The organism is Streptomyces sp. NPDC050211 (genome assembly GCF_040656035.1).
Taxonomy (GTDB): Bacteria; Actinomycetota; Actinomycetes; order Streptomycetales; family Streptomycetaceae; genus Streptomyces.
Window position 1 is genome coordinate 108676 of sequence record NZ_JBFALC010000021.1, and the last position, 23019, is coordinate 131694.

Here is a 23019-nt window from a genome sequence, read left to right on the forward strand (position 1 = left end):
TACGACCAGTGGGAGAGTCACGGTGTACTTCGCCGCACTGCTCGCGCGCACCGAAGACGGGTGGGAAGCGAGCGACACAGAGCTCGACGATGTGGAGACCCTGTCGGATCTCGCCGACCTGGCCCGGGAGTCCTCGACCGACGACGACACGGTGCTCATCCTGATCGAGCAGGAGGACGCCTGGTTCGGCGTCGTCCGCGTCGACGGTGAGGACGACCCTCGTATCTACGTCTCGGACGCCGCCGCCGCTGCCCGCAGCAGCTACGGCGAGATCCTGCTCACCGACGAACTGCTCGGCCGGGACCCGGGTGACGACGACGTCGCCGACCTGGACTCCCTCGATCTCGACGGCACCGAGGACGGTGAGTCCGAGGACGACGCCGACGGCGAGGACGACAGCCCCTCCGCCGAGGCCGTGCCGCACGGCCCGGTCGGTGACGTACGGGTCCTCGACGACCTGGGCGTCAGCGAGAAGGAGTTGCTGACCCTGTCGGACGACGCGCTCACCGAGATCGCCGACGCGCTGGGCGCCTCGGACATCCTGGAGGCTGTCCGCTGACCGGCCAGGCCGGGGAGTCCGCCCCAGGTCCGCCGGACCCGGTACGCGACCGCTGGCGGGCCGCGATGCGGCTCGCCCTGGACGAGGCGGCGCACGCGGTCCGGGGCGGAGACGTCCCCGTCGGCGCGCTGGTGCTGTCCCCGGACGGTACGACCGTGCTCGCGACCGGCCACAACGAACGCGAGGCCACCGGCGACCCGACGGCCCACGCCGAGGTGCTCGCCATCCGGCGGGCGGCGGCGAAATTGGGAGGTGCGGCGCGAAGCGCCTCCGGCAAGGGTGGTGGTGGGCGGCGGGCGGGAGAATGGCGCCTGGCGGGCTGCACGCTCGTCGTGACCCTCGAGCCCTGCACGATGTGCGCGGGCGCGATCGTCCAGTCCCGCGTGGACCGGGTCGTCTACGGCGCCCGGGACGACAAGGCGGGCGCGGCCGGCTCCCTCTGGGACGTCATACGCGACCGACGGCTCAACCACCGGCCCGAGGTGATCGAGGGCGTACTCGCCGAGGAGTGCGCCCGGATCCTCACCGACTTCTTCCGCGCCCGCTGAGGCCGGAACCGAGCACGGCCGCACCGCCCGGACCGGCGCATACCGATTTCAAACCACGCCCCACCGTGCTGTAAGGTCTTTCCCGGTAGCGTGTCCGAGCGGCCGAAGGAGCTCGCCTCGAAAGCGAGTGTGGCGCAAGTCACCGAGGGTTCAAATCCCTCCGCTACCGCTTCAAGAAACCGCCCCCGACCTGCGAAAACAGGTTGGGGGCGGTTTTTTGCGCCTGTTTGTGCCTCACGCTTTGCCTCACCGAGGGTCTCGTAGGGTCCTTGATCATGGCAGCTATCAAGTCTCGAACTCGGGCAAACGGAGAACACGTCTACCGCGTCGTCTGGCGGGAAGGCGGCACACGAACCGACCCCTGGCAGGGTGAAGACTTCGATGACGAGGTATCGGCGAAACGTTTCCGCGACCTGGTGAACGGTCACGGACAGCAATGGCCGCCCGGGTGGGTGAAGGGCAAGGGGTTCGTAGTAGAAGAGGAAGAGGAGACCCCCGATCTCCCGCCGGAGGAACTCTTTCCGGTGTACGCCGAGCGGTACATCGACCTACTCACCGGCGTGCAGGACGGTACGCGGTCCAACTACCGCAAAATGCTGGCCACTCACCTGGTTCCCTGGTTCAGGGACCTCTCGGTACGCCAGGGCCCCGGGGGCATTGGCCAAGATGAGATCAGCGCCTGGGTCAACGACCTCCAGAGCGGCCGGCCCGGACCTCATCATCCGCCGCAGGCCAAGCGACGGGCGCTCGCGCCCAAGACGATCAGGAACCTGCACGGCCTGCTGTACGGCGTCCTGCAAGCCACTGTCATTGCGGAGCCGCCGTTGCGGTCCACGAACCCCTGCGTGCACACCAGACTGCCGGAGGACGCCCACACGGCGGACGAGCAGGTGTTCCTGGAGCGTGAGGAGTACGCCATTCTTCGCTCCCATGTCCACTCCGACTCTGTGGACCTGGTGGACGCTCTCGCCGCCACAGGGCTGCGCTGGAGCGAGATGGCCGCTCTACAGCCCCGCGACCTGACCCTTCACGGTTCCCGCCCGATGTTGCGCGTCCAGCGGGCGTGGAAGCGGATCGACGGCGGGAAGGCGCTCGGTGCCCCCAAGACGAAGCGGAGCCGGAGGACGCTGGTCCTCTCGCCCTATCTGGTGCAATTGTTCAAGCGCAACTGTGCTGGGAAACAGCCGAATGACTTCGTCTTCACGGCGCCGGAGGGCGGTGCGTGGGACTCGGGTGGGTTCTACCATGCACGTTGGAAGACCGCGCTGATGGCCGCCTCCAAGGACGGACTCACAAAGCGACCGCGCATACACGACCTTCGCCATACTCACGCCTCCTGGCTGATCGCCAAGAAGGTTCCCCTACCTGGAATCCAGGCTCGCCTCGGTCACGAGTCCATCACCACGACGGTGGACAGGTACGGCCACCTCCTCGCGATGCTGGACGACGAGATCATTGAGGCCATCGAGTGGAGTATGAACCCTATGGCCGCATGACCTCTGTGCCGATGCGTGTCTGTCAGAGGGACCGAGGGTTTTCCGCCAGGGAAATGGTCACAGCACTGCCGCGCGGACGCCGGGGGAATCCGGCGGTTGCGAGCTGATGTTGCGTGTCGGCCCTTTTCGGCACACCCCCATCGATGCAGACTTGCGCCAAAGGTGGACGGCGGGACCTCCATCCGGCCCCGCCGTCCACGTTTTCACACTTCGGAGCGGGCGGTCTCAGTGGAGCCTAGGAGAGTCGAACCCGAAACTGAGACGCTTCTCACCTAGGGTTTTGCCGGAAAACTGGGTCAAACACCCCCGTTTCCATCCGCGTCGATCCGGCTCGGTCCGCCTCCGTCCGGGTCCGGTGCGCACGTGTGCGCACACACCAGCGAGCGATTGCGCCTGCAATCTTCAACAGGGGGCACCCCTTTGTCTAGCGGTCTCACACTGGAACCACAGCGGGATTTGCGCAAACCTCTCATTGAAGCGGTACTTGTCACTCCTTGACCACCGTTCACCGTAGCGGCTTGTCTCGTTGGCCCGCTGGTGTAGCACCTGGCACTGCGGTCCATTGGGGGGCGCATGTCACTCCGCTCGCGGAGAGCATGTCGCGGCCCGCACGAACTCCGCCTGCTTGCCCGGTTCACCTCCGCTCGCACGGAGAGCACCCACCGATCCGGGGGGGAGCAAACTTGAAGTGCGGTTCACCTCCGCTCGCGCAAAGAGCACCTCGCTGCGAATCGGGGGTGCGGCGTGACGACCGGCTCACCTCCGCTCGCGCGGAGAGGCCGACAACTCATTCACCGGATCTTGCACTGAACGCCGAACGTGTACCACGGCTCACCTCTGCCCGTGCAGAGGGCACTGCCGCACCCCGCCTGCTCGGACAGGTCCTTAGATTCACCTCCGCCTGTGCGGAGAGCACGACATGGCACTGTGGTCCGGGTCGTCGCAGTACGGTTCACCTCCGCTCGCGCGGAGAGCACCTGGCCCGCAGATGAGTGTGTGTCTCGATGCCCGGTTCACCTCCGCTCGCGCGGAGAGCACTGCGTGGTCTCGCCAGGGAGGGCCTGGTCCACCGGTTCACCTCCGCTCGCGCGGAGAGCACATCGGCGGATCCATCCTGCTCGCGATCCACGCCGGTTCACCTCCGCTCGCGCGGAGAGCACGGCCGGGGTGATCCACCCGGCGGCCTCGACGTATGGTTCACCTCCGCTCACGCGGAGAGCACGGAGACACCATCATGGCTGCACCGGTCACCAACGGTTCACCTCCGCTCGCGGAGAGCACGGCACCATGCGGGTGCGCTTCTCGGTCTTGAACGGTTCACCTCCGCTCGCGCGGAGTGTCGGCAACGGCTCAGCCGTTACCGACAGCGGAGAGCACCGAACCACGGGATCCCGTCCCAAGTCATGTGCCGGTTCACCTCCGCTCGCGCGGAGAGCACTTGTCGAGCGTCGTGGTCTTGCTCCGGGAGTCCGGTTCACCTCCGCTCGCGCGGAGAGCACGCGTCCAGGGTGACGGACGTGGTGATCAGAAACGGTTCACCTCCGCTCGCGCGGAGAGCACCTCGGCCGCAACGCCTCTCTCGTCTCGCAGTTCGGTTCACCTCCGCTCGCGCGGAGAGCACCAAGGAGGGGGGAGAAATCTCCGCACCTCTGCCGGTTCACCTCCGCTCGCGCGGAGAGCACATGAGCCGGGCGTCTTCGGGATGCCCGTAGTTCGGTTCACCTCCGCTCGCGCGGAGAGCACGGCCCGAAGATGTACGCCTCCTTCATCAAACACGGTTCACCTCCGCTCGCGCGGAGAGCACGGTTGGTGTCGACGAGCATCGGGGTCGGTGTCCGGTTCACCTCCGCTCGCGCGGAGAGCACGCGCCCAACGTGGTCGTGGAGCCGGCGACTTCCGGTTCACCTCCGCTCGCGCGGAGAGCACGCCCCCTCGAGCGCCTTGTTGACGCCCTCCAGCGGTTCACCTCCGCTCGCGCGGAGAGCACTCTTTCCGACCTGGGCTTCTTCAGTCGCTTTGCGATCCCTTTGCAGAACGTGAACGAGTTGGCCGCGTCACGGTGAGCTGTTGTGTCTGCCGGGCTTCCACGGCCTGGAGTCTACGATCCGACTCGTGTTCTCGCTTCTGTCTTTGTGCAGGTGGGGAGGCATTGTCAGTGGGGCTTGTTATGGATTGGCCTCATGATGAAGCACGAGTCCATCCCCTCGGAGCCCGCCCGGGTCGAGGCCCGGTTATGGGGGAAGGAGCACGGTCTGCCGCGCCCCTATCCGGTGATCTGCCATCTGCTGGATACCGCAGGGGTGTTCGGGGCCCTGTGGGATGTCCTGCTGAGCGATCAGTTGCGTGCGAGGATCGCGCGGGCGCTGGGGCTGTCGTTAGGCGAGGCGCGGGGTGTGCTGTCGTTCTGGGCTGGCCTGCACGATCTGGGAAAGATCACTCCGCCGTTCCAGGCGCAGGTGCCGACGGCGTTCGCCGCCGTGCGGAGCGATCCGGCCTTTGCGTTCGTGGCGGGGGCGGAGCGGGAGCGGGCGTTTCGTCATGAGATGGCTACGCACTGGGCGTTGACGCTGCTGCTCGATGAGATCGGGTATCCGGGGATGGGGCGGGTGATGCGGCGTGCGGTGAGCCATCAGGTCGCGCAGCTTCTTGGGGGTCACCACGGCTGTTTCGGAGTCGCTCTGCAGGCCAAGGAGGTGGCGCACGCGGATGCCTATCAGCCCGGGCTCGGAGGGGACGGGTGGGCGACCCAGCGGCGGGCGCATTTCGAGGAGTTGCGGCGGGCCACGGGTGCCGTGGCGGTTCCACGGCACGGGCTGTCGGCTGAACTGGCGGTGGTTGTCACCGGACTGGTGGTCGTCGCGGACTGGCTGGCCAGTCAGACGGAGGCGATCCTCCCTGTGCTGCCTCCGCTCGGCTGGCGGGCCACACCGGAGGAGATCGACGCCCACTGGGTGCGTGCCCAGAAGGCGGCGCCAGGGCTGGTAGCCACGGCGCGTCTGGGGCGAGCACGGTTCACCGCCACGCGGTTCGAGGAGATGTTCCCGTTCGAGCCCAATGCCTTGCAGGGCGACCTGGTAGCACGTCTGCCACGGCTGGTCGGAGAGAAGGGGTCGGGGCTGGTGCTGGTGACGGCGCCGACCGGGGATGGCAAGACTGAGGCGGCGTTGTTCGCGGCGTCGGTGCTGGGGCGTGCGGCCGGGGCGCGGGGGTTGTTCTTCGCTCTGCCGACGATGGCAACGGCTGATGCGATGTATCCGCGGGTGAGTGAGTTCGCCGGGCAGGCACTGGGCGGGGAACGGGCGTCGACGCTCCTGCACTCCATGGCTTGGCTCAGCCCCGCCTACGCCGCCGCATCCTCCGCCACGGGGGCGTCGGGGGCGGTGAGCGCGGAGGAGGCCACCGTGACGGAGGCCGGATCCTGGCTGCGTGGGCCGAAGCGGGGCCTGTTGGCCCCGTTGGGGGCGGGCACGATCGACCAGGCGCTGAGCGCGGTGCTGCCGCTGACCTACAACGCGCTGCGGTTGTTCGGGCTGTCGGACAAAGTGTTCGTGGTCGATGAGGCGCACGCGTACGGGCCGTGGATGCATCAGCTGTTGATCCGGCTTCTGGAGTGGCTGGGGGCGTTTCGTGCCCCGGTGGTGTTGTTGTCGGCGACGTTGTCCGGGCGGACGGCCTCGTCGCTGGTGGATGCCTATCGGCGCGGGGCGGGGTTCTTGGAGCCGTCGGAGGTGACGCCGTGCTATCCGGGCTGGCTGTTCGCCGATGCCGCCACCGGCGAGGTCTCGGAGCCCCGGGAGGTCGGCAGCGGGCGGGCCCGCAGGCTCGACGTGCGAGTGCGGCCGGTCACGTGGGACACCACTGCGGCGGCTGGCAGCCCGGTGAGCGCAAAGGGTCGGCGTGCGGCCTTGCGGGAGGCACTGGAGCCGGTCGCCGCGCAGGGCGGGACCGCGTTGGTGTGCTGCACCACGGTGGCCGAGGCCCAGCAGACCTTCCGTGACCTGCGCGCTGCTTTTCCCGACCTCGCCGCGCGGACGGGCGGGGTGCGGCTGCTGCACTCGCGCTACCCGGCTCACGTCCGGCAGCGCATCACCGCAGAGTGCGAAGCGGCGTATGGCAAGCCGCGTTCGCCGGAGCAGGTGGCCTGGCCGCGCCCAGGGTCGATCCTGGTGGCCACCCAGGTGGTGGAGCAGTCCCTGGACCTGGACTTCGACCTGGTCGTCACCGATCTTGCCCCGCTGGCTCAGCTGCTGCAGCGCGCCGGCCGCGGACGACGCCACACCCGCGGCGCCACAGGGCGGCCGGCTTGGGCGCTGCCGGAGGAGGAGCCGCGCCTGGTCGTCCTGGAGCCGGTCGGCGACGACGGCACCATGCTTGTGCCGAGGACCTGGGGCAGCGTGTACGACGCCGGGCTGCTGCAGCGCACCGCCCATCTGCTGCGGGAAAGGGGGGCTGGCGGTGTCGCGGTGCCCGAGGCGGTGCAGGAGCTGGTCGACGCCGTGTACGCGGAGGACTTTGTCGATCAGTTGGAGGGGTCCGCGCAGCGGGAGCTGCGGCGGATGGACGCCGCCCGGCAGGCCGATGAGGCAGCCGAGGCCCATCTGGCCGACATGGTCGCCATCTGCGCGCCCGCCGATGTGGCCGGTGACCTGCACCGGCTCAGCCGCCGGGAGGCGGGGGTGAGCGAGGAGCTGCTGACCACCCGGCTGGGGGCGGACAGCGGGCGCGTGCTGTGCCTGTACGAACAGCCCGGCGGCGCCCTCACGCTCGATGAGGCTGGCAGGCTCCCCCTGCCCACCGGTGGTGGAAACGGGCTCACGCATACGCAGTTGACGCAGGTGATGGCGCACGTGGCGCCGGTGCCCGGCAGATGGCTGCGCGGCGCCGAGGGCCACACGGCACCGCCGGGCTGGGACAAGCACCCGGTGCTGCGCGAGGCGGTCCTGCTCCGGGTACAGCCCGCCGGCCGCGAGGACACCGGCGCGGTGTGGAGTGGCCGCCACGGCACCCGGACGATCCGGACCTCTCCCGTCGGACTCGAAACCGGCTGATCATTCCCAGCCACTTCCCGAAGAACTCAGTTCTTCGAGCAACACACTTGGCTATCGTCCTCAACCAGCCGTCATCCAGCGGAACTTGGGCGACAAGGTGCTGGTGAGGACCAAACGTCAGCCCGCTTGCGCGGGCAAAGGGGGGAGAGTCCCACGTCGCTCTGCGAGCAACACACGGCTCACCTCCGCGCCTGCGGAGACCCCGACCTCATTGTGACCGGCACCCCGGCGAAAGGGAGCCCGATGCCGACCAGCACACACAACTTGTTCGACGAACCATGGATCCCGGTCCGCTGGACCGAGGCCGCGCCGCCTCCCCATCCCGAGTGGGTGGGGCTGCGGGAGCTGCTGCTGCGCAGCGACGACATCGCCACCCTCACAATCACCGACCCACCTGCACACTCCGCGCTGCTGCGCACCCTGTACGCGCTCACCGCCCGCGTGACCGGACTGGACGAGGCCGCACCCGGCGACTGGGGGGAACGGCGTCTGGACATCCTGGATGCCGGCCGGCTCCCCGTGGAGGGGATCGACGCCTACGTCGGCCGTTACCGGCACCGGTTCTTCCTCTACGACCCCGACGGGCGACGGCCGTGGATGCAGGATGCCCGGCTGGCCGAGCAGTGCGACGCGGACAAGACCGCCGGGGTGAACAAGCTGATCGTGACGCGCCCGGCGGGCAATGCCCACGCCTGGTTCCGGCACGGCAGCGATGGCCGCCCCGACCTGCCCACCGCGGCCGAAGCGGTGCTGAACCTGCTGGTGTGGCACTACTACGGGCCCTCCGGCCGCTGCTCGGCCCGTGAGGTGAACGGAGTCAAGACCGCCAGCGCCACGGCCGGCCCGCTGCGCACGGCCCTGTCCTACCACCCCGAGGGCACCAGCCTGTTTGAGACGCTGCTGGCGGGCCTGGTCCCGCCCGAGCAGACCGTGAAGCGGGAAGAGGACCAGTGCCCGTGGGAGTGGGAGGAACTGCCCGACCCGGATGCCGCCCCGCCCCTGCCTTCCGGACCATGTGCGCGGCTGACCGCCTGCTCCCAGCACGCCTTGCTGCTCGTCCCCGACGACAACGATCCACAGCTGGTGCGGGACGCGTACATCACCTGGGCCTACCGCACGGGCCGCATCCCCCGCGACGACGACTACCTGATCTGGCAGATCAGTCAGCAGAACAACCGCTACCCGCGCCCGGCCAAATCAGGACGAGCCCTGTGGCGGGATCTGGACGCCCTGCTGCTGAAAGAACCGCCCGGCACCTCCCAGCCCCAGCGCCCCAAGGTCTTCGAGTACGCCAGCGAAGTCTCCGAAGACCTGCGGGTACGGGCACTTGGCTTCGAGCAGGAGAGTAAGGGCGCCAAGGACATTCAGTTCGTCGACGCCCACACCCCGGCCGTTCTCGGCTTCGCCGAGCAGAAGGCGCCCGCGACCGCACCGGCCGTAGGCCGGCTGCGCCGGCTCGGCGAGCTGTATGGGCGCCGCCTGGAGCGGGCGGTCAGGCGCGCCTGGGCCGAGTACATGAACGATCCTAGGGCCGATGCCGGCACCTGGGCGGCCGAGGCCGCCGCCCGCTACTGGCCGACCGCCGAGGCCGAGTTCTGGGACTGCTTCCGCCGCCTCGATGCTACCGGCCACCAGCCGCACGCCGGTCTCGATGTGGCCGCCGTCCGGAGTGCTTTCCTGCGCCTGGCCACCGACGCCTACGAGACGGTGACCGCCTCCATCACCCGCACCCAGCGCGGCGCGAAAGCCGTGGCCAGTGCCCGGATCGAACTCTACGGCGGCCCGCCCAAGAAACCCGCGCCTGCGCAGGCCGCCTGACAGCAACCCCATCCCCTGCCTGAGGAAGGCCACCGATGACCGCACCGACCGTCACCGCTGATCCAACGACCGCGCGGCGGCGCCGCCTGGTCGCCTACACCCGCTGGATCGAGGAACTCTGCCGGGACGACCCCGGCGCGCGCACCGCGCTGCGCAGCGGACTGCGCCGCGGCCTGGACGATGTCCCCCGCATGCACCGCTTCGTCGCCCCCTGGCTGCCCCAGGACCGAAGGGCGCCCGAGACGGAGCAGCGCGGGTACTACGCGGTGGCCGCGATGATCGCCTCCCAGCCCCGCAGCACCTACACCACCCCCGACTCCGGCGCCGAGCAGGCACCCGAGACCGCGCCGGACGACACCGTGTCGAACTCCGAAAAGCCACAGGCCGGGCGCTATGGCACGAGCCTGGGCCTGGCCTTCGCGCTCGCCGTGACCGAAAGCCCCGGACGCGAGCGGGAGATGCGGGAATCCACCGCCGAGTCCCGGCTGAACCTGCTCACCCGGCAGAGCACCAACGGCTTGCACCGGCACCTGCCCGCCGCCGTCGGCTACCTGCGCGAACTGGGCGTGCCCGTCGACTGGGCCCAACTACTGGCCGACCTGATCGCCTGGCCCGCCCACCACGGCCGGATCTCCCGCCGCTGGCTGCAGGACTACTACCGCCAGCGCACCCAGACCCTGCGCGAGAAGGCCAACCACGCCGACCAGGACGAAGCCGAAAGCCCCCGCCCCAGCACGTAATCCGCCAACAACCCGTCGCGCCACCGCACATCCGCACGTCCCCACACACCGAAGGAAAGAGGAACTCCTTATGCACACGCCGGCCCGTTTCATCGACATCCACGTCCTGCAGTCCGTCCCCTTCGCCAACCTGAACCGGGACGACACCAACTCCGTCAAGACCGTCCAGTACGGCAACACCCTGCGCACCCGCGTCAGCAGCCAGTGCTGGAAGCGCGCCATCCGCACCGTGTTCGAAGACCACATCGGCGACTCCGCGCTGCGCACCCGCCGCATCGGCGAACGCGTCACCCGCGAACTCGAACTCCGCGGCTGGCCCACCGACCTGGCCCAGCGCGCCGGCGGCCACGCCGCGGCGGCCAGCGGCATCAAGTTCGAACTCGCCAAGACTCCTGGCGACGCCAAGCAGAGTGTGGCCAACAAGGTCCTCACCAACGCCCTGGTCTACGTACCCGAAGCGGCCGTCAGCGAGCTGGCCGACTTCGCCGAGCAGCATCGCAGCGAGTTGGAGCAGGCCAAGGACATCAAAAAGCCCGCCGACAAGAGCATCCTCCCCACTGCCGACGTGGCGGCCGTGCTGCGCTCCCGCAACGGCGTCATCAACCTCTTCGGCCGCATGCTCGCCGAGATCGACGACGCGGGCGTGGACGGCGCCGTCCAGATCGCCCACGCCCTGACCACCCACGAAACCGACGTCGAACTCGACTACTTCTCCGCCGTCGACGACGTCACCGCCCTGTGGGACGACGCAAGCGGCAGCGGCCACATGGGCCACGCCGAATTCAGCGCCGGCACCCTCTACCGCTACGCCACTCTCGACCTGCGCGACCTGGCCGCCAACATCGGCGACGACCCCGCCGCCGCCCGCGACCTGGCCAACGCCTTCCTGACCTCCTTCATCACCTCCCTGCCCCAGGCCAAGAAGAACTCCACCGCCCCGCACACCATCCCCGACCTCGTCCACATCTGCGTCCGCAGCGACCGGCCCCTGTCGTATGCGGCCGCCTTCGAAAAGCCCGTCCAGGCCGCAGCCCAGGGCGGCTTCGCAGCCCCCTCCCGCACCCAGCTCGCCGCCTACGCCGCAGCCGCCAACGCCCTCCTCGGCACCGACAACCGCCTCACCGCCAGCTGGGCCAGCCTGGACACCCAGGACCTCACCGGGCTCGGCGAGCGCCACGACTCCTTCAACAGCCTCATCACCACCGCCCTGGACGCCGCCCTCGCCCCCGCCGGGGCCGCCGCGTGACCACCCCCGAACAGCCCGGGCTGCTGCTGCGCCTGAGCGGGCCCTTGCAGTCCTGGGGCGAGCGCAGCCACTTCAACGAACGCGACACCTCCGGCTTCCCCACCCGCTCCGGGGTCATCGGCCTGCACGCCGCCGCCCTGGGCCGCCACCGCGACGACTCCATCGAGGACCTCGCCCAGCTGTCGATCACGATCCGGGCCGACCGGCCCGGCGTGCTCTTACGCGACCTGCACACCGTCGGCGGGGGCCTGCCACCCAAGGCAACCGTCACGACCGCCGAAGGCAAGAAACGCAGCGGCGACACCACCACCCTCCTCACCCACCGCACCTACCTCGCCGACGCCGCCTTCACCCTCGCCCTCACGGCCCCAGACGGCGACGCCGAGATCCTCGACCAGGTGGCTGCCGGTCTGACCAACCCGCACTGGCCGCCCTACCTGGGCCGGCGCTCCTGCCCGCCCGAAGGCCCCGTCCTCCTCGGCCGCTGCGACGACGTCCTGCACCACCTCGTGCACCTGCCCGTCGCCGCCCCGCGCCCCAAGAGCGCCACGTACGGCATCGATTTCCTCTCCGACCGCCCCCTCGACCACCTTCCCGCGCCCGCTGGCAGTGCCCCAGCCGGTACGGAAACCGGCGTCCACCCGGTCGGACAGGTCAACGACCAGCCGCTCAGCTACCACCCACGCCACCGCGGCTACCACACCCGCCCCCTCTACCGGCGCACTCTGCACCTGCCCGCCGACCAGCACACCGGCCTGGGCATCGACCACCTCACCAGCCTCACCGCCTACCTGACCGAGCATCTCAACCAGCCCGAAGGGAGCCCCCGTTGAGCATCTGGCTGACCCGCATCATCCCCAACCCCCGCTCCGACGAGGCCCGCCGCGATCTCACCGGGCGCCACACCGCCATGAACCTGCACCGCAGGCTCATGTCCCTGTATCCCGACGACGCCGGCCCCGACCCCCGCGCCCGCTTCGGTGTCCTCTTCCGCATCGACGACACGCCCAACGGACCACACCTCCTGCTGCAAAGCACCCACCAACCCGACCTCACCCAGCTCCCCGACGACTACGGAACCTCCCACAGCCGCCCCCTCGACCCCCTCCTCGACGCCCTCAAACCCGGCCTGACCATCCGCTACCGCTGCGCTGCCAGCCCCGTCCGCAAACCCGGCGCCACCACCCGCGCCCTATACAACCTCCCCGCCGTCGTCCCCCTCACCGGCACCCACGCCGACGAATGGTGGACCCGCCAAGCCCACACCGCCGGCCTCCAACCCCTCACCCTCCACTCCCACCCCCTCGACGCCGCCCAAGCCACCCGCACACCAGCCCAAACCAAAAACCCACAGCGCATTCGCCACGCCCGCACCCGCTTCGACGGCTCCGCCAACATCACCGACCCCGACCTCCTCCGCCAGAAAATCACCGAAGGCATCGGCCGCGGCAAGGCATACGGCTGCGGCCTCCTCAGCATCGCCCCAGCTAAGAACACGGCATGACCCGCGCCGCCGCCATGCCCCACCCGCGTGAGCGGAGGTAAAGCGGACAAGCACGACGACGGCTACTTCGACGGCAGGGGCTCTCCGTACGAGCGGAGGTGAACCGGGCCGCTCCGACTTGCCGGTCTGAGCGACCCCCTGATCTCCGCGCGAACGGAGGTGAACCGATGCCCGGCCAAAGCGACTTCGCACCCATCACCTCTTCTCCGTGCAAGCGGAGGCGCGCGCCCCCCACTTCGCCTTCGAGGTCGGCGACGTTGACGCCGGCTCACTGCGCGGGCGGAGGTGATCCGTTCTTCGCGTACTGCGTGAACTGCTCGTACGTCCTCGGCACGAGCGGAAGTAGACCAGGCGTCAAGGTCCCCCCTCGTCAAGGTCCAGCCATGTTCTCCGCGTGGCCGCTGATCGTCAGCAATAGGTCCTGACCGTGGTCCTCTGCTCTCCGCGCGAGCGGAGGTGGACCGCAATGGTGGGGCAACGACACAACCGGGGTGGAGTGCTCTTCGCCTGAGCGGAGGCGGGCCGATCACCGCCCTGCCGGGGGTGCAGCAGGCTCTGTGCTCTCCGCGTGAGCGGAGGTGATCCGGCGCTCAGCCCCGCCGATTCGCTCGCCCTGATGTGCACTCCGTGCGAGCGGAGGTGATCTGTTGGGGTACTCCCGCGCGGCTCGCCCTGATCGTGCCCTCCGTACGGGCGGAGGTGACCCGATCGACAACATCGCGCCGGGCTCGATGCCGGACTTCTCTTCGCGCGAGCGGCGGTGATCCGGCGACGCCCTCGGTGCTGCGCATCAGGGCCGCGTGCTGTCCTGCGAGCGGCGGTGATCCGGCGCTGGCCCGCAGTTCATAGCGGACACGGAGATGCTCTCCTCGCGAGCGGAGGTGAACCGCAGGTCACCCTCGAGCCGCTGACGTCGGCGGCCTGCTCTCCGCGTGAGCAGAGGTGACCCGGACTGCGACGAGACGCAGACGCGGGCTGCGGCTTGCGCGAGCAGAGGTGCTTCGATCGCCGTGGGGATCACGGGTGTCGGAATGGCCTGGTCTCCGTGCATGCGGAGGTGATCCGGACTCGGGCAGAGTCACTATCTCGCTCGCTTCCCGCCGCGCGAGCAGAGGGGAACCGGGCCGTCCGACTTGCCCGGCCTGGCGCCCCCTACTCTCCGCGCGAGTGGAGGTGCCCCATTGCCGTGCATACCCCCGTGGGCTCCGGCTGAGTCCTCCCCGCGCGAGCGGAGGCGATCCGTACGAGGACGCCATACGCGAGCCCTCTCCGCGCTGGTGGAGGTGAACCCCAGTTCGTGCAGGCTGTGTTCGCTGCCGACTATCGCTCTCTGCACGTGAGAAGGTGAACCGCTGCGCAGCCAGCCGTCGACCAGGTCACCGCCCTGCTCTCCGCGCCAGCGGAGGCGAACCGTAGCAGCCGTCCACCAGAATGTTCTTCGCTGGGAGCTCTCCTCGCGAGCGGAGGTGATCCGCAGCTGCCCATGCCGAAACTGAGGTGACGTTCTATTCTCCGCGCGATCGGAGGTGTTCCGGCATTCCCACTGGGCGAATTCACATAGCCGATCCGCTCTCTGCGCTAGCGGAGGTGAACCGGTCCCCATCGGCACGGCGATTGACCGCCGTGCTCTGCTCTCCGCGCGGGCGGAGGTGCCCCACCCATCCGCGCCTAGATCGGCGCCCTCATCCCGCACTCCGCCTGAGCGGAGGTGAGCCGGACGCGCGCATCCGGGACACTCGGGGGAGACACTGCTCTCCGCGCGAGCGGAGGTGATCCGTGGACGGTGTCGAAGACGTTGCCGGTCTGGCCGTGCCCTCTGCGCGAGCGGAGGTGAACCGGCGATCACCCACGACAGACGGAGGACCCGCTCGTGGGCTCCGCGCGAGCGCCAGGTGACCCCTGGCGGCCCCCCTCCGTCCCGCTGCCGACGCTGTGGGCTCCGCGCGAGGGGAGGTAATCCGCGCCGCATGGACCTGGCGGCCGGTGACCTCCTGTGCTCGCTGTGTAAGCGGAGGTGATCCGGGATGTGAGCGTGACCTACAGGCCGCCGAACTGTGCTCTCCGCGCGAGCGGAGGTGAACCGACCCGGCGCAGCCCAACGCCGTAGGCCGGCCACTACTCTCCGAGCCAGCGGAAGTGACCCGGCACACGGCCTGATGGACCGTTGCGACACCTGGCTCCGTCCGTGTGAACAGAACGATCCGGGTGGAGGTCTCGCCATTTGGTAGGACGGAGTGTGCTCTCTGTGTGAGCGGAGGTGATCCGCTGTGCGTTTGCGTGCCTTACGGCCCGCAGGTCCCCTCCGCGCGAGCAGATGGGAACCGTGCTTGGCTCCGGCGGTGCCGTCCTCATTCATCTGCTCTCCGCGCCAGCGGAGGTGACCCCAACGAATGGGCCGCGAGTATGGTTTGGTGCCTGGCCGCGCGAGCGGAGGTGACCCGGACGCCGCCGAGATCCAGTTCCGGCAGGCGCATTGCTCTCCGCGAGCGGAGGTGATCCGTTCATGGAGCCGGGGTCGCCGTGGTCCTTCTCGTGCTCTCCGCGCGAGCGGAGGTGGACCCGTCAGCGTCGCGATTGACGAAGGCCTCTCTTAGCCTGATCTCCGCGTGGCGCCGGGGAGGTCTCGGTGGCCGCCAGTAGGCCGAACTCCTGGCCGCCTACGGGGAGGACAAGAGGCCTGTCAACGGTCTTTGAGATCTCCGGTTGGGCCGTTGACATCCGCGCGAGCGGAGGTGACCCGGCGGGGAAGCGGGTACTCGTGGTCGACATGGACTGCTCTCCGCGCAAGCGGAGGTGAACCGCACGAGGTGGTGGCCGCGTTTCTCAAGGCGGCTTGCTCTCCGCGCAAGCAGAGGTAAACCGTCGAGCCCCGACCGTAGCGCACGGCCCCGACTCAGCTCTCCGCGCGCGAGCGGAGTGAACTCTCGTCGACAAATAGAACGTGCGGTCGACGGACCACTCTCCGGTAAGGGGAGGTGACCCGTCCCAGTTCGACTTCTTGGGTGGGGCGGGCGGCTGCTTTTCGCGCGAGCGGAGGTGAACCGCAGCCAGTGCCTTTCGAGGGGACGCACAAGATCTGCTCTCCGCGCGAGCGGAGGTGAACCGAAGTGCACCTTCGGGGTCGGGTCACCGCCGCACTGCACTCCGCGTGAGCGGAGGTGAACCGCCGTCGCGCTCGATGGGTTGAGGCGGTCCCAGTGCTCTCTGCGCGAGCGGAGGTGATCCAGCGACCCCGAGCTGGCGCCCGTCAGGTCCGACGTGCTCTCCGTGCGAGCGGAGGTGATCCGGCACAGAAGCGCATGACCGACCGGTTGCACGGGTGCTCTCCGCGCGAGCGGAGGTGAGCCGGGACTATCCGCCCGATTCTGAGCCGGTCGAACCTGCTCTCTGCGTGAGCGGAGGTGAGCCGTGGGTCATCAAGAAGGTCCTGACCGTTGCCCTGTCCTCTCCGCGCGAGCGGAGGTGTGTCGATCCCGCTGGTGCTCTTTCCCACGCCAAGCTTCTGCTCTCCGTGCGAGCGGAGGTGATCCGGCACGGTGCTGCGGTCGGCGACGTGCTCTCTGCGTGAGTGGAAGTGATCCGACCGTGGCGGACGAGGAGGTCGAGTACCTACTCTGCTCTCCGTGCGCGTGGAGGTGAACCGGCGCCCCTGCGGTCCTCGTTGGGCGATTTTCACTGTTCACCACGCGAACGGAGGTGATCCGTTGTCGCACAACCTGTACCAGCCGGTCTTGTCGCGCTCTCCGCCGCAGCAGAGGTGATCCGCTATGCGTTTCCGTGCCCTGGCGGGCCCGCAGGTAGCCTCCGCGGGAGCGGAGGTGAACCAGACCAGTTCCAGACCGCGAGTTTCTCCTCGGCGTTCTCTTCGCGTGCGCGGAGGTGACCCGTTCAAGACGGTCGTGGTCCTGGCCGCGGCTGCCTCCTTTCCGCGCGAGCGGGGGTGATCCGATCTGGGAGACAGTGCCGTTCATCCCCAGGATCTGCTCTCCGCGAGCGGAGGTGAACCGCAGCACGGCACAGTCACCGGACGCTTCAGCAGGCGCTCTCCGCGTGAGCGGGGGTGAACCGTACACCGGGAGCTGCATTCTGCTTGCGTACCACTACTCTCCGCACGCGCGGAGGTGAGCCGCAGGCCGAAGCGGCGGGATTCGAGTGGACGATGTGGTCTCCGCTTGAGCGGAGGTGAACCAAACGCCTACCAGGCGTCCATCGTGCAGGACGCGTGCATCTCTGCGAGCGGAAGTGAACCGATGGCGCCCTGGTGGTAGTGCGCGGCGGCCAGGTGCTCTCCGCGTGGGTGGAGGTGAACCGTCGCGTACGCGCTTGGCCGCATCGATGGCGAAGCGCTTTCCGCGCGAGCGGAAGTGAACTGCCCTCCCAGTCCGAGTGCCAGCGGCCGACGTAGTGTGCTCTGCGCGAGCGGAGGTGAACCGGGCTGCTGCATCACCGCGAGTTCAGCCAAGCTGTGCTCTCCGCGCGGGCGGAGGTGAGCCGTGGTACACCTTCGGCGTTTAGAGCAAGATCCGGTGCTCTCCGTGCGAACGGAGGTGAACCGCCCACAACGGGGCCCGGCGTGGGCAACGAACTCGTGACTCTCTGTGCGAACGGAGGTGAGCCGCAGGACGAAGTGGCGGGATTCGAGTGGACGATGTGGTCTCCGCCTGAGCGGAGGTGAACCGTCGTTCTGCTCCTCCATGATGAGGAACGAGCGGTGCTCTCCGTGCGAGCGGAGGTGACCCGGCGCAATACGAACTCATCGCGGAAACCACCGATTGCTCTCCGCGCGAGCGGAGGTGAGCCGTGCCCGTCCTCTCTACGTCCGGGCGCATCGTCCTGCTCTCCGCCGGGCAGAGGTGACCCGCCGTCGCAGTTGCTGGCGGCACACGCAAACACCTGGTCCTCCGCGCGAGCGGAGGTGACCCGGACGCCTGGTGGATCGCCCTGTGAATCACCGTGTCTTCTCCGCGCAAGCGAAGGTGACCGGCCATGGTGTAGGTGCGGATGAAGCCCTCGTTCTGCTCTCCGCGCGAGCGGAGGTGAACCGTTGCCCAGATCGCGCTCCATCTTCAGGCCGGGGGTGCTCTCCGCGGGAGCGGAGGTGAACCGGTGTGCAGGCGTTCCAGTAGCCCGGTGTCGAACTGCTCTCCACACAAACGGAGGTGAACCGCTCCAGGCGGCAATGATGAAAGCAAAGGGCGACTGCTCTCCGCGCGAGCGGAGGTGAACCACACGAGGTGGTGGCCGCGTTGCTCAAGGCGGCTTGCTCTCCGCGCAAGCAGAGGTAAACCGTCGAGGCCCGATCGCAGCGCACACCCCCGACTCAGCTCTCCGCGCGCGAGCGGAGGTGAACTCTCGTCGGCGAATAGAACGTGCGGTCGACGGACTACTCTCCGGTCAGGAGGCGACCCGATCCTGGAACAGCTGCGCAAGTACGAGGTCAGGTGTTCTCTGCATGAGCGGAGGTGATCCGCCGCAGAGCATCGCGGCCACGTCCAGCGAGACGTGTTCTCCGCGCGAGCGGAGGTGATCCGTCCCGGAGTTCCAGACTCCGGGACTTCACGCGGTGCGCTCCGCGCGAGCGGAGGTGATCCGTCCTGGTAGAGGTACAGGTCTTCGACCGTGGCGTGCGCTCCGCGCGAGCGGAGGTGATCCGCCAGCGGCTGCGGGCGCGGCCTGATCGAGAAAGTGCGCTCCGCGCGAGCGGAGGTGATCCGGGTGTCCGCGCGGACCTGATCCAGCAGATCGCGTGCGCTCCGCGCGAGCGGAGGTGATCCGGTGATCCTGTGTCTCCAGCCGACTCCCAACGAGTGCGCTCCGCGCGAGCGGAGGTGATCCGACGACTGCGCTCGGCACCGTCGGCACCCTCGAGTGCGCTCCGCGCGAGCGGAGGTGATCCGTCGCTGATGGCTCAGCTGGCGGCTCAGGACGCGTGCGCTCCGCGCGAGCGGAGGTGATCCGTCGGCACCCTCGATGGGGATGCCCGCGCTGTCGTGCGCTCCGCGCGAGCGGAGGTGATCCGGCGGGCCAGACGTGCCCAGAGATCAAGGCGCCGTGCGCTCCGCGCGAGCGGAGGTGATCCGTAGCAGGGCAGCAGCCCGCCGGTGTTGGGGATGTGCGCTCCGCGCGAGCGGAGGTGATCCGGAGACGATCATGACCAGCAGCCCGCCCACTGAGTGCGCTCCGCGCGAGCGGAGGTGATCCGATCGACTTCCCTTCGATGTCGGCGCGGATGTAGTTCGGTCCGCGCGAGCGGAGGTGATCCGGTGCTGGTGTAGCGGTTGACATCGGGTTTCTAGTTCTCTCCGTGCGAGCGGAGGCGATCCGAAGGTGTGGCGCCTCAACATCGTCGAGACGACGTGCTCTCTCTCCGCGCTAGCGGAGGTGATCCGCTGATCGTCACTCACGAGATCGCATGGGTCAGGCGCTCTCCGTGCGAGCGGAGGTGAACCGCGCACGTACCACTGGACCGCGCAGGTCAGCGAGTGCTCTCCGCTTGAGCGGAGGTGATCCGGGATTGTCCGCCCGGTTGGGAGCCGGTCGAACCTGCTCTCCGCGCGAGCGGAGGCATTGGCGGCCAGTTTGACTCCCCGCGATGACCACTTCGATTCCCCACCGGCGGCCACGTGCGTTACGTAGCGAGAAACATCGCGGCGTGCGTCTACTCTCCGCGTGAGCGGAGGTTACCCGTCTCAGTTCGACTCCTTGAGCGGGGCTGCGGCTGCTCCATGCACGAGCGGAGGAGACCCGCTCCAGGAAAGGCCCTGGCCGCCACAGAGTTACTCTTCGCCGCGTGAGCGGTGGTGACCCGCAGGCGTTCGCCCGGCTGATCCCTGAGGAGGGCTGCTCTCCCCGGAGCAGAAGTATCCTGTTGTCGAACTCGGCGTACGCCCCCAGTCGGTCCCTGTTCTCCGAAAGGCGCGGGCCACGCACGACAGGCCACATAAGCGGTCAGTCGAGATCACCCGTCTCGACGAGATGCTCCATGAACGCGGCTGCGATCCGAGGGCGTGTGGCGTCCGGGACGGGTGTGTCCGGCAGTTCAGCTTCCAGACCCCACTCCGTGTTGAACATGACGGACATGCTCTCCGGCACCACGTCGCTCTTGAGCCAGAGAGCAAACCTGGCCGCCGAGCCGACGGTGCAGTCCTTGATGGACACGCCTTCGGGTGACAGGAGGGCCATGCCCTCCAGTTGCTCGTCGTCCATGGTGATCCCGAAGTGCATCGAGGAACCGGTGACCGGCCCGTCGGAGCCGTCGTCGACGCGAATGAATTCGTCGGGGTTCCGCTGTCGAAGTTTGGCTTCCAGGCCCTCGTACGTCAGACCCCAGCTCTCCCCGGCCGACGGGGAGAAGATGTACATGGTGCGCAGCTGTGCGATCTCTTCGGGTTCCATCGTGGCGTGGTGCTTCCTGTACGGGGACGTGGTGGCGTTGGTCAGGGAACGTAGCGCGCGTGGCCTTCGACACCGTAGGCGGCCATCATGATCCGCCAGTACTGGACCGAGTCCTGGTTGTTCGTGACTGTCTCGACGCCACGCATCTCCGTATTCCGCGGGTCATTGAGGGCGGCGGCGTACTTCTTGAGCTCGTCGCGATCACTGCGGTAGAGGAAGTCCTTCTTTCCCGAGGCGTGGTTCTCGCGGAGCTCTTCCAGAGAGCGGTAGCAACGCTGGTCGGGCTTGTTCACGTACTTCGCTTCGACGGCCATACCGTCACTGTCGCGGAACCCGTCCACCATCAGGGTGTTGTTCACGCTGCGCCCGGGCGGGATGTGGACTTCGTACTCGGGGTAGCCGGCCACCCGCCTCTGATAGGCGACCTCGGCCGGCCTGCCACCGGAGACGTCTCCCTGGCGCAGGGAGTTCAGCCAGGTCTGGAAGCTCGTACGCTCCCCGAGCGTGAGCGGTGGAAAGCGGGGGTTGGGCGGTGTGGCTGGTGGAATCGGCTGGACACGTGGACCGTTGGCGGGCCGGTAGGCGACCGGGACCAGAGTGGGGATGCGGATGAGGGGTGCCAGGAACGGGGGCAGGCCGGGCACGAGGCCGTCGTTGTCCGGCCGCGGCATCTTCACCCGCGCTTTGGAGCTGTCCAAAGCGGGCGGGATCTTGCCCAGCGCGGCGATGCGCATGTCGCCGGCGATGAGTTCGTGCAGTCCTCCGTCGTGACCGTCCCCTCCGAACCTCGGCTGCTCCCAAGGCAGGAGGAACTCGCCAGGGGTGGTCTCCTCGACCGGAAGCCGCCGTTTGGCGGTCTCTATGTGGTCGGCGTAGGCGTCACAGGCGTTGGCAATCATCCTGCAGGCGGTGGGCAGGTTCGCCACGAGGGTCTCGTCCTCGCTCACCTCACTGGGCGGAGGGTTCTTGCCGACGAACTTCCTGAAGAACTCCTCGACCCGGTCGGCGGTCTGACCGACCTCGTCGAGCGTGGCACGCTTCCACGCGACTTCAGCATCCCAGTACACGGCATCGAGGATCTTGGCCGCTGCCCGCCAAGTCTGCGCCACGGCCCGGCACTTGTCCGGCTGGCCCAGGAACCGCTCGTTGAACAGATACTGGTCGACCCCGCTGGTCTCACCGACGACCTCGGGGAGGTCTTCGGCCTTGTGGCTCGCGCGCGGGGTGCAGTCCGGACCCGACGGCTGCGCACCGATCTCCGGCCCTTGAGGGCTCTGGCCAAGGAGCCCAGCCGCGATCCGACTCTCCTGCCGCAGGTACGCCTCCGCCGACTTCAGCAGGGCTCCCGCACCGTTGGCCATCACCTGATGGGCGAACCCCGACTGGTCGAAGACCGTCTTCACGGCCTCCTTGTACACGGTGGCGAAGGCCCGACCCGCTTCGCCATCGCCTGCCATGCCCCCGTTCTCACTGAGTTCCAGGGAGAGCAGGCTCAGCATGTTGTAGATCAGGTCACGCAGATCCACCATCGACCAGGAGGCATTGACGAAGTTCGAGGTCTGATGCTGAAGATCCAACGTCCCTCCCCATAGAGCCTGAGCCGCACTCAGGAAACCGTACATGGTTGCGAATGCCAGCCGTTCGGAGTCTTGTTGCAACAAGGCACACCAGATTCAGCCATCCACTGGAACGTTTCCTCTCGAAGGCTGCCGACGAGGCGTCACACGCCAGAGTGCAGTTCGCAGCCGTTGGAAGGAGGACCCTCAACGAGATTCTGGAACGAAAGGCCGCCATGCCCGGTGCCGGTCATCGAGCATGTTGAACTTCCCACACCCGCCGACATTCCCACCCACACCGAACTACCGTCTGCACATGCCGTCAGCGAGCGGACGAGGTGGTGGATGAAGAGCTGGGAGAAGCGGCTCACCGTGTTGGAGGCACTCCACGAGCGCGAGCATGCATCCGAGCATGGCTGGGTCCTGGACAACGACGTACGAGGCTCCTTCCAGCAGGGCGTGGAATCCGCGGTCCGCGAAGGGCTGGCCGAGCTGGCGGACCGGGAGACCCGGGCCGAACTCTCCGCCCACGAGGGACGCCCCGTCCGCTGGGCAGCCCGCCTCACCCCCTGCGGCGGCGACGCCCTGGCATACGCGCGCGCTCGGCCAGTGCCCGAACCAGACCCGGAAGAGCCAGCGTCCGGAGAGCAGTTGGTGAAGCTGCGCCCCGCCCAGATGGACGCGTTGCGCATATTCATCAGCATCGCCGGCGAGCTGGCCACCTCGCCGGCGGAAGGGCTCTCCGAGCGGGTTCGTACCGCGGGCTTCAGCCGCGTGGACAACCGCTGGTGCTTGTGCCTGACCGAAGAGCAGGTCGAGTCGGTGGCGTACGGGCTCTACCTGCACATGCTGGGTGGCTCCTCGGCCGAGGCCAACCGCTTCGCCCGCGATTACGGCGTGGCCTACCGGCCCGCGCCGGTGACACGTCAGCCGACGCCCGTGATCACCCATGTGGCGAACAGGGCGGATCACGCGACGAGCAAAGACTGACCAGGCCCCGCTTCCTGCCCCTAACCTCGCGCTTTCACGAGGTGGGCTGTCCAAGCGCTGATCAGAAACACGGAAAGTGCCCTTGACCTGCAACGATAGGACTTGCTGAGGGTCCTGTT

At 68.4% G+C, this 23019-nt stretch carries 12 protein-coding genes, 1 tRNA gene and 3 CRISPR repeat arrays; of the genes, 11 read left to right on the plus strand and 2 right to left on the minus strand.

Features of this window, described 5'->3' with window-relative positions; translation table 11 throughout:
* Nucleotides 1-22 precede the first annotated feature (22 nt).
* The 10 genes from AB0I98_RS22145 to cas6e all read left to right on the plus strand — a co-directional run bounded on the left by AB0I98_RS22145 (nt 23) and on the right by cas6e (nt 12959).
* Entirely contained in the window at nt 23-559 is a 537-nt protein-coding gene (locus tag AB0I98_RS22145) for a hypothetical protein (RefSeq protein WP_362944261.1), read from the plus strand.
* A 65-nt stretch (nt 560-624) separates the two neighbouring features.
* Nucleotides 625-1107 carry a nucleoside deaminase gene (locus tag AB0I98_RS22150; protein ID WP_362944263.1) on the plus strand — a complete coding sequence of 161 codons (483 nt, stop codon included), beginning with the start codon at nt 625-627 and terminating at the stop codon, nt 1105-1107.
* Nucleotides 1108-1191: 84 nt separating this feature from the next.
* A tRNA-Ser gene (locus AB0I98_RS22155) sits at nt 1192-1276 on the plus strand.
* Nucleotides 1277-1310: 34 nt separating this feature from the next.
* On the plus strand, nt 1311-2603 hold the full coding sequence (locus AB0I98_RS22160; protein ID WP_362944265.1) for a site-specific integrase: 1293 nt from the start codon (nt 1311-1313) through the stop codon (nt 2601-2603).
* Nucleotides 2604-3233: 630 nt separating this feature from the next.
* Nucleotides 3234-3945: a CRISPR direct-repeat array (repeat unit 29 nt; unit sequence CGGTTCACCTCCGCTCGCGCGGAGAGCAC).
* Nucleotides 3946-3951: 6 nt separating this feature from the next.
* A CRISPR array of direct repeats spans nt 3952-4590; the repeat unit is 29 nt; unit sequence CGGTTCACCTCCGCTCGCGCGGAGAGCAC.
* A gap of 193 nt (nt 4591-4783) precedes the next feature.
* A complete protein-coding gene (gene cas3 / locus AB0I98_RS22165; protein ID WP_362944267.1) occupies nt 4784-7651 on the plus strand; it encodes a CRISPR-associated helicase Cas3' in 2868 nt (955 codons plus the stop codon).
* Nucleotides 7652-7894: 243 nt separating this feature from the next.
* On the plus strand, nt 7895-9469 hold the full coding sequence (casA, locus tag AB0I98_RS22170) for a type I-E CRISPR-associated protein Cse1/CasA (RefSeq protein ID WP_362944269.1): 1575 nt from the start codon (nt 7895-7897) through the stop codon (nt 9467-9469).
* Nucleotides 9470-9504: 35 nt separating this feature from the next.
* Nucleotides 9505-10209 (plus strand): type I-E CRISPR-associated protein Cse2/CasB, encoded by a 705-nt coding sequence (gene casB / locus AB0I98_RS22175; RefSeq protein ID WP_362944271.1) that lies wholly within the window; start codon nt 9505-9507, stop codon nt 10207-10209.
* A gap of 70 nt (nt 10210-10279) precedes the next feature.
* Nucleotides 10280-11455 (plus strand): type I-E CRISPR-associated protein Cas7/Cse4/CasC, encoded by a 1176-nt coding sequence (cas7e, locus tag AB0I98_RS22180; protein ID WP_362944273.1) that lies wholly within the window; start codon nt 10280-10282, stop codon nt 11453-11455.
* Nucleotides 11452-12288 (plus strand): type I-E CRISPR-associated protein Cas5/CasD, encoded by an 837-nt coding sequence (cas5e, locus tag AB0I98_RS22185; protein ID WP_362944275.1) that lies wholly within the window; start codon nt 11452-11454, stop codon nt 12286-12288. The genes cas7e and cas5e overlap by 4 nt, the downstream gene beginning before the upstream one ends.
* Entirely contained in the window at nt 12285-12959 is a 675-nt protein-coding gene (gene cas6e, locus AB0I98_RS22190; RefSeq protein ID WP_362944277.1) for a type I-E CRISPR-associated protein Cas6/Cse3/CasE, read from the plus strand. Before cas5e ends, cas6e begins: the two co-directional genes overlap by 4 nt.
* Nucleotides 12960-18400: 5441 nt before the next feature.
* Nucleotides 18401-19531: direct repeats of the CRISPR family, unit length 29 nt; unit sequence GTGCGCTCCGCGCGAGCGGAGGTGATCCG.
* Between the two features lie 376 nt (nt 19532-19907).
* Here cas6e and AB0I98_RS22195 read toward each other — a convergent pair.
* Together AB0I98_RS22195 and AB0I98_RS22200 are read right to left on the minus strand one after the other, a co-directional pair.
* Nucleotides 19908-20354 (minus strand): hypothetical protein, encoded by a 447-nt coding sequence (locus AB0I98_RS22195; protein WP_362944279.1) that lies wholly within the window; start codon nt 20352-20354, stop codon nt 19908-19910.
* Nucleotides 20355-20395: 41 nt separating this feature from the next.
* Nucleotides 20396-21931 (minus strand): restriction endonuclease fold toxin-2 domain-containing protein, encoded by a 1536-nt coding sequence (locus tag AB0I98_RS22200; protein ID WP_362944281.1) that lies wholly within the window; start codon nt 21929-21931, stop codon nt 20396-20398.
* Between the two features lie 324 nt (nt 21932-22255).
* Here AB0I98_RS22200 and AB0I98_RS22205 point away from each other — a divergent pair, with 324 nt between their 5' ends.
* Nucleotides 22256-22900, plus strand: a complete 645-nt coding sequence (locus AB0I98_RS22205; protein WP_362944283.1) for a DUF6417 family protein — start codon at nt 22256-22258, stop codon at nt 22898-22900.
* Nucleotides 22901-23019: the final 119 nt, after the last annotated feature.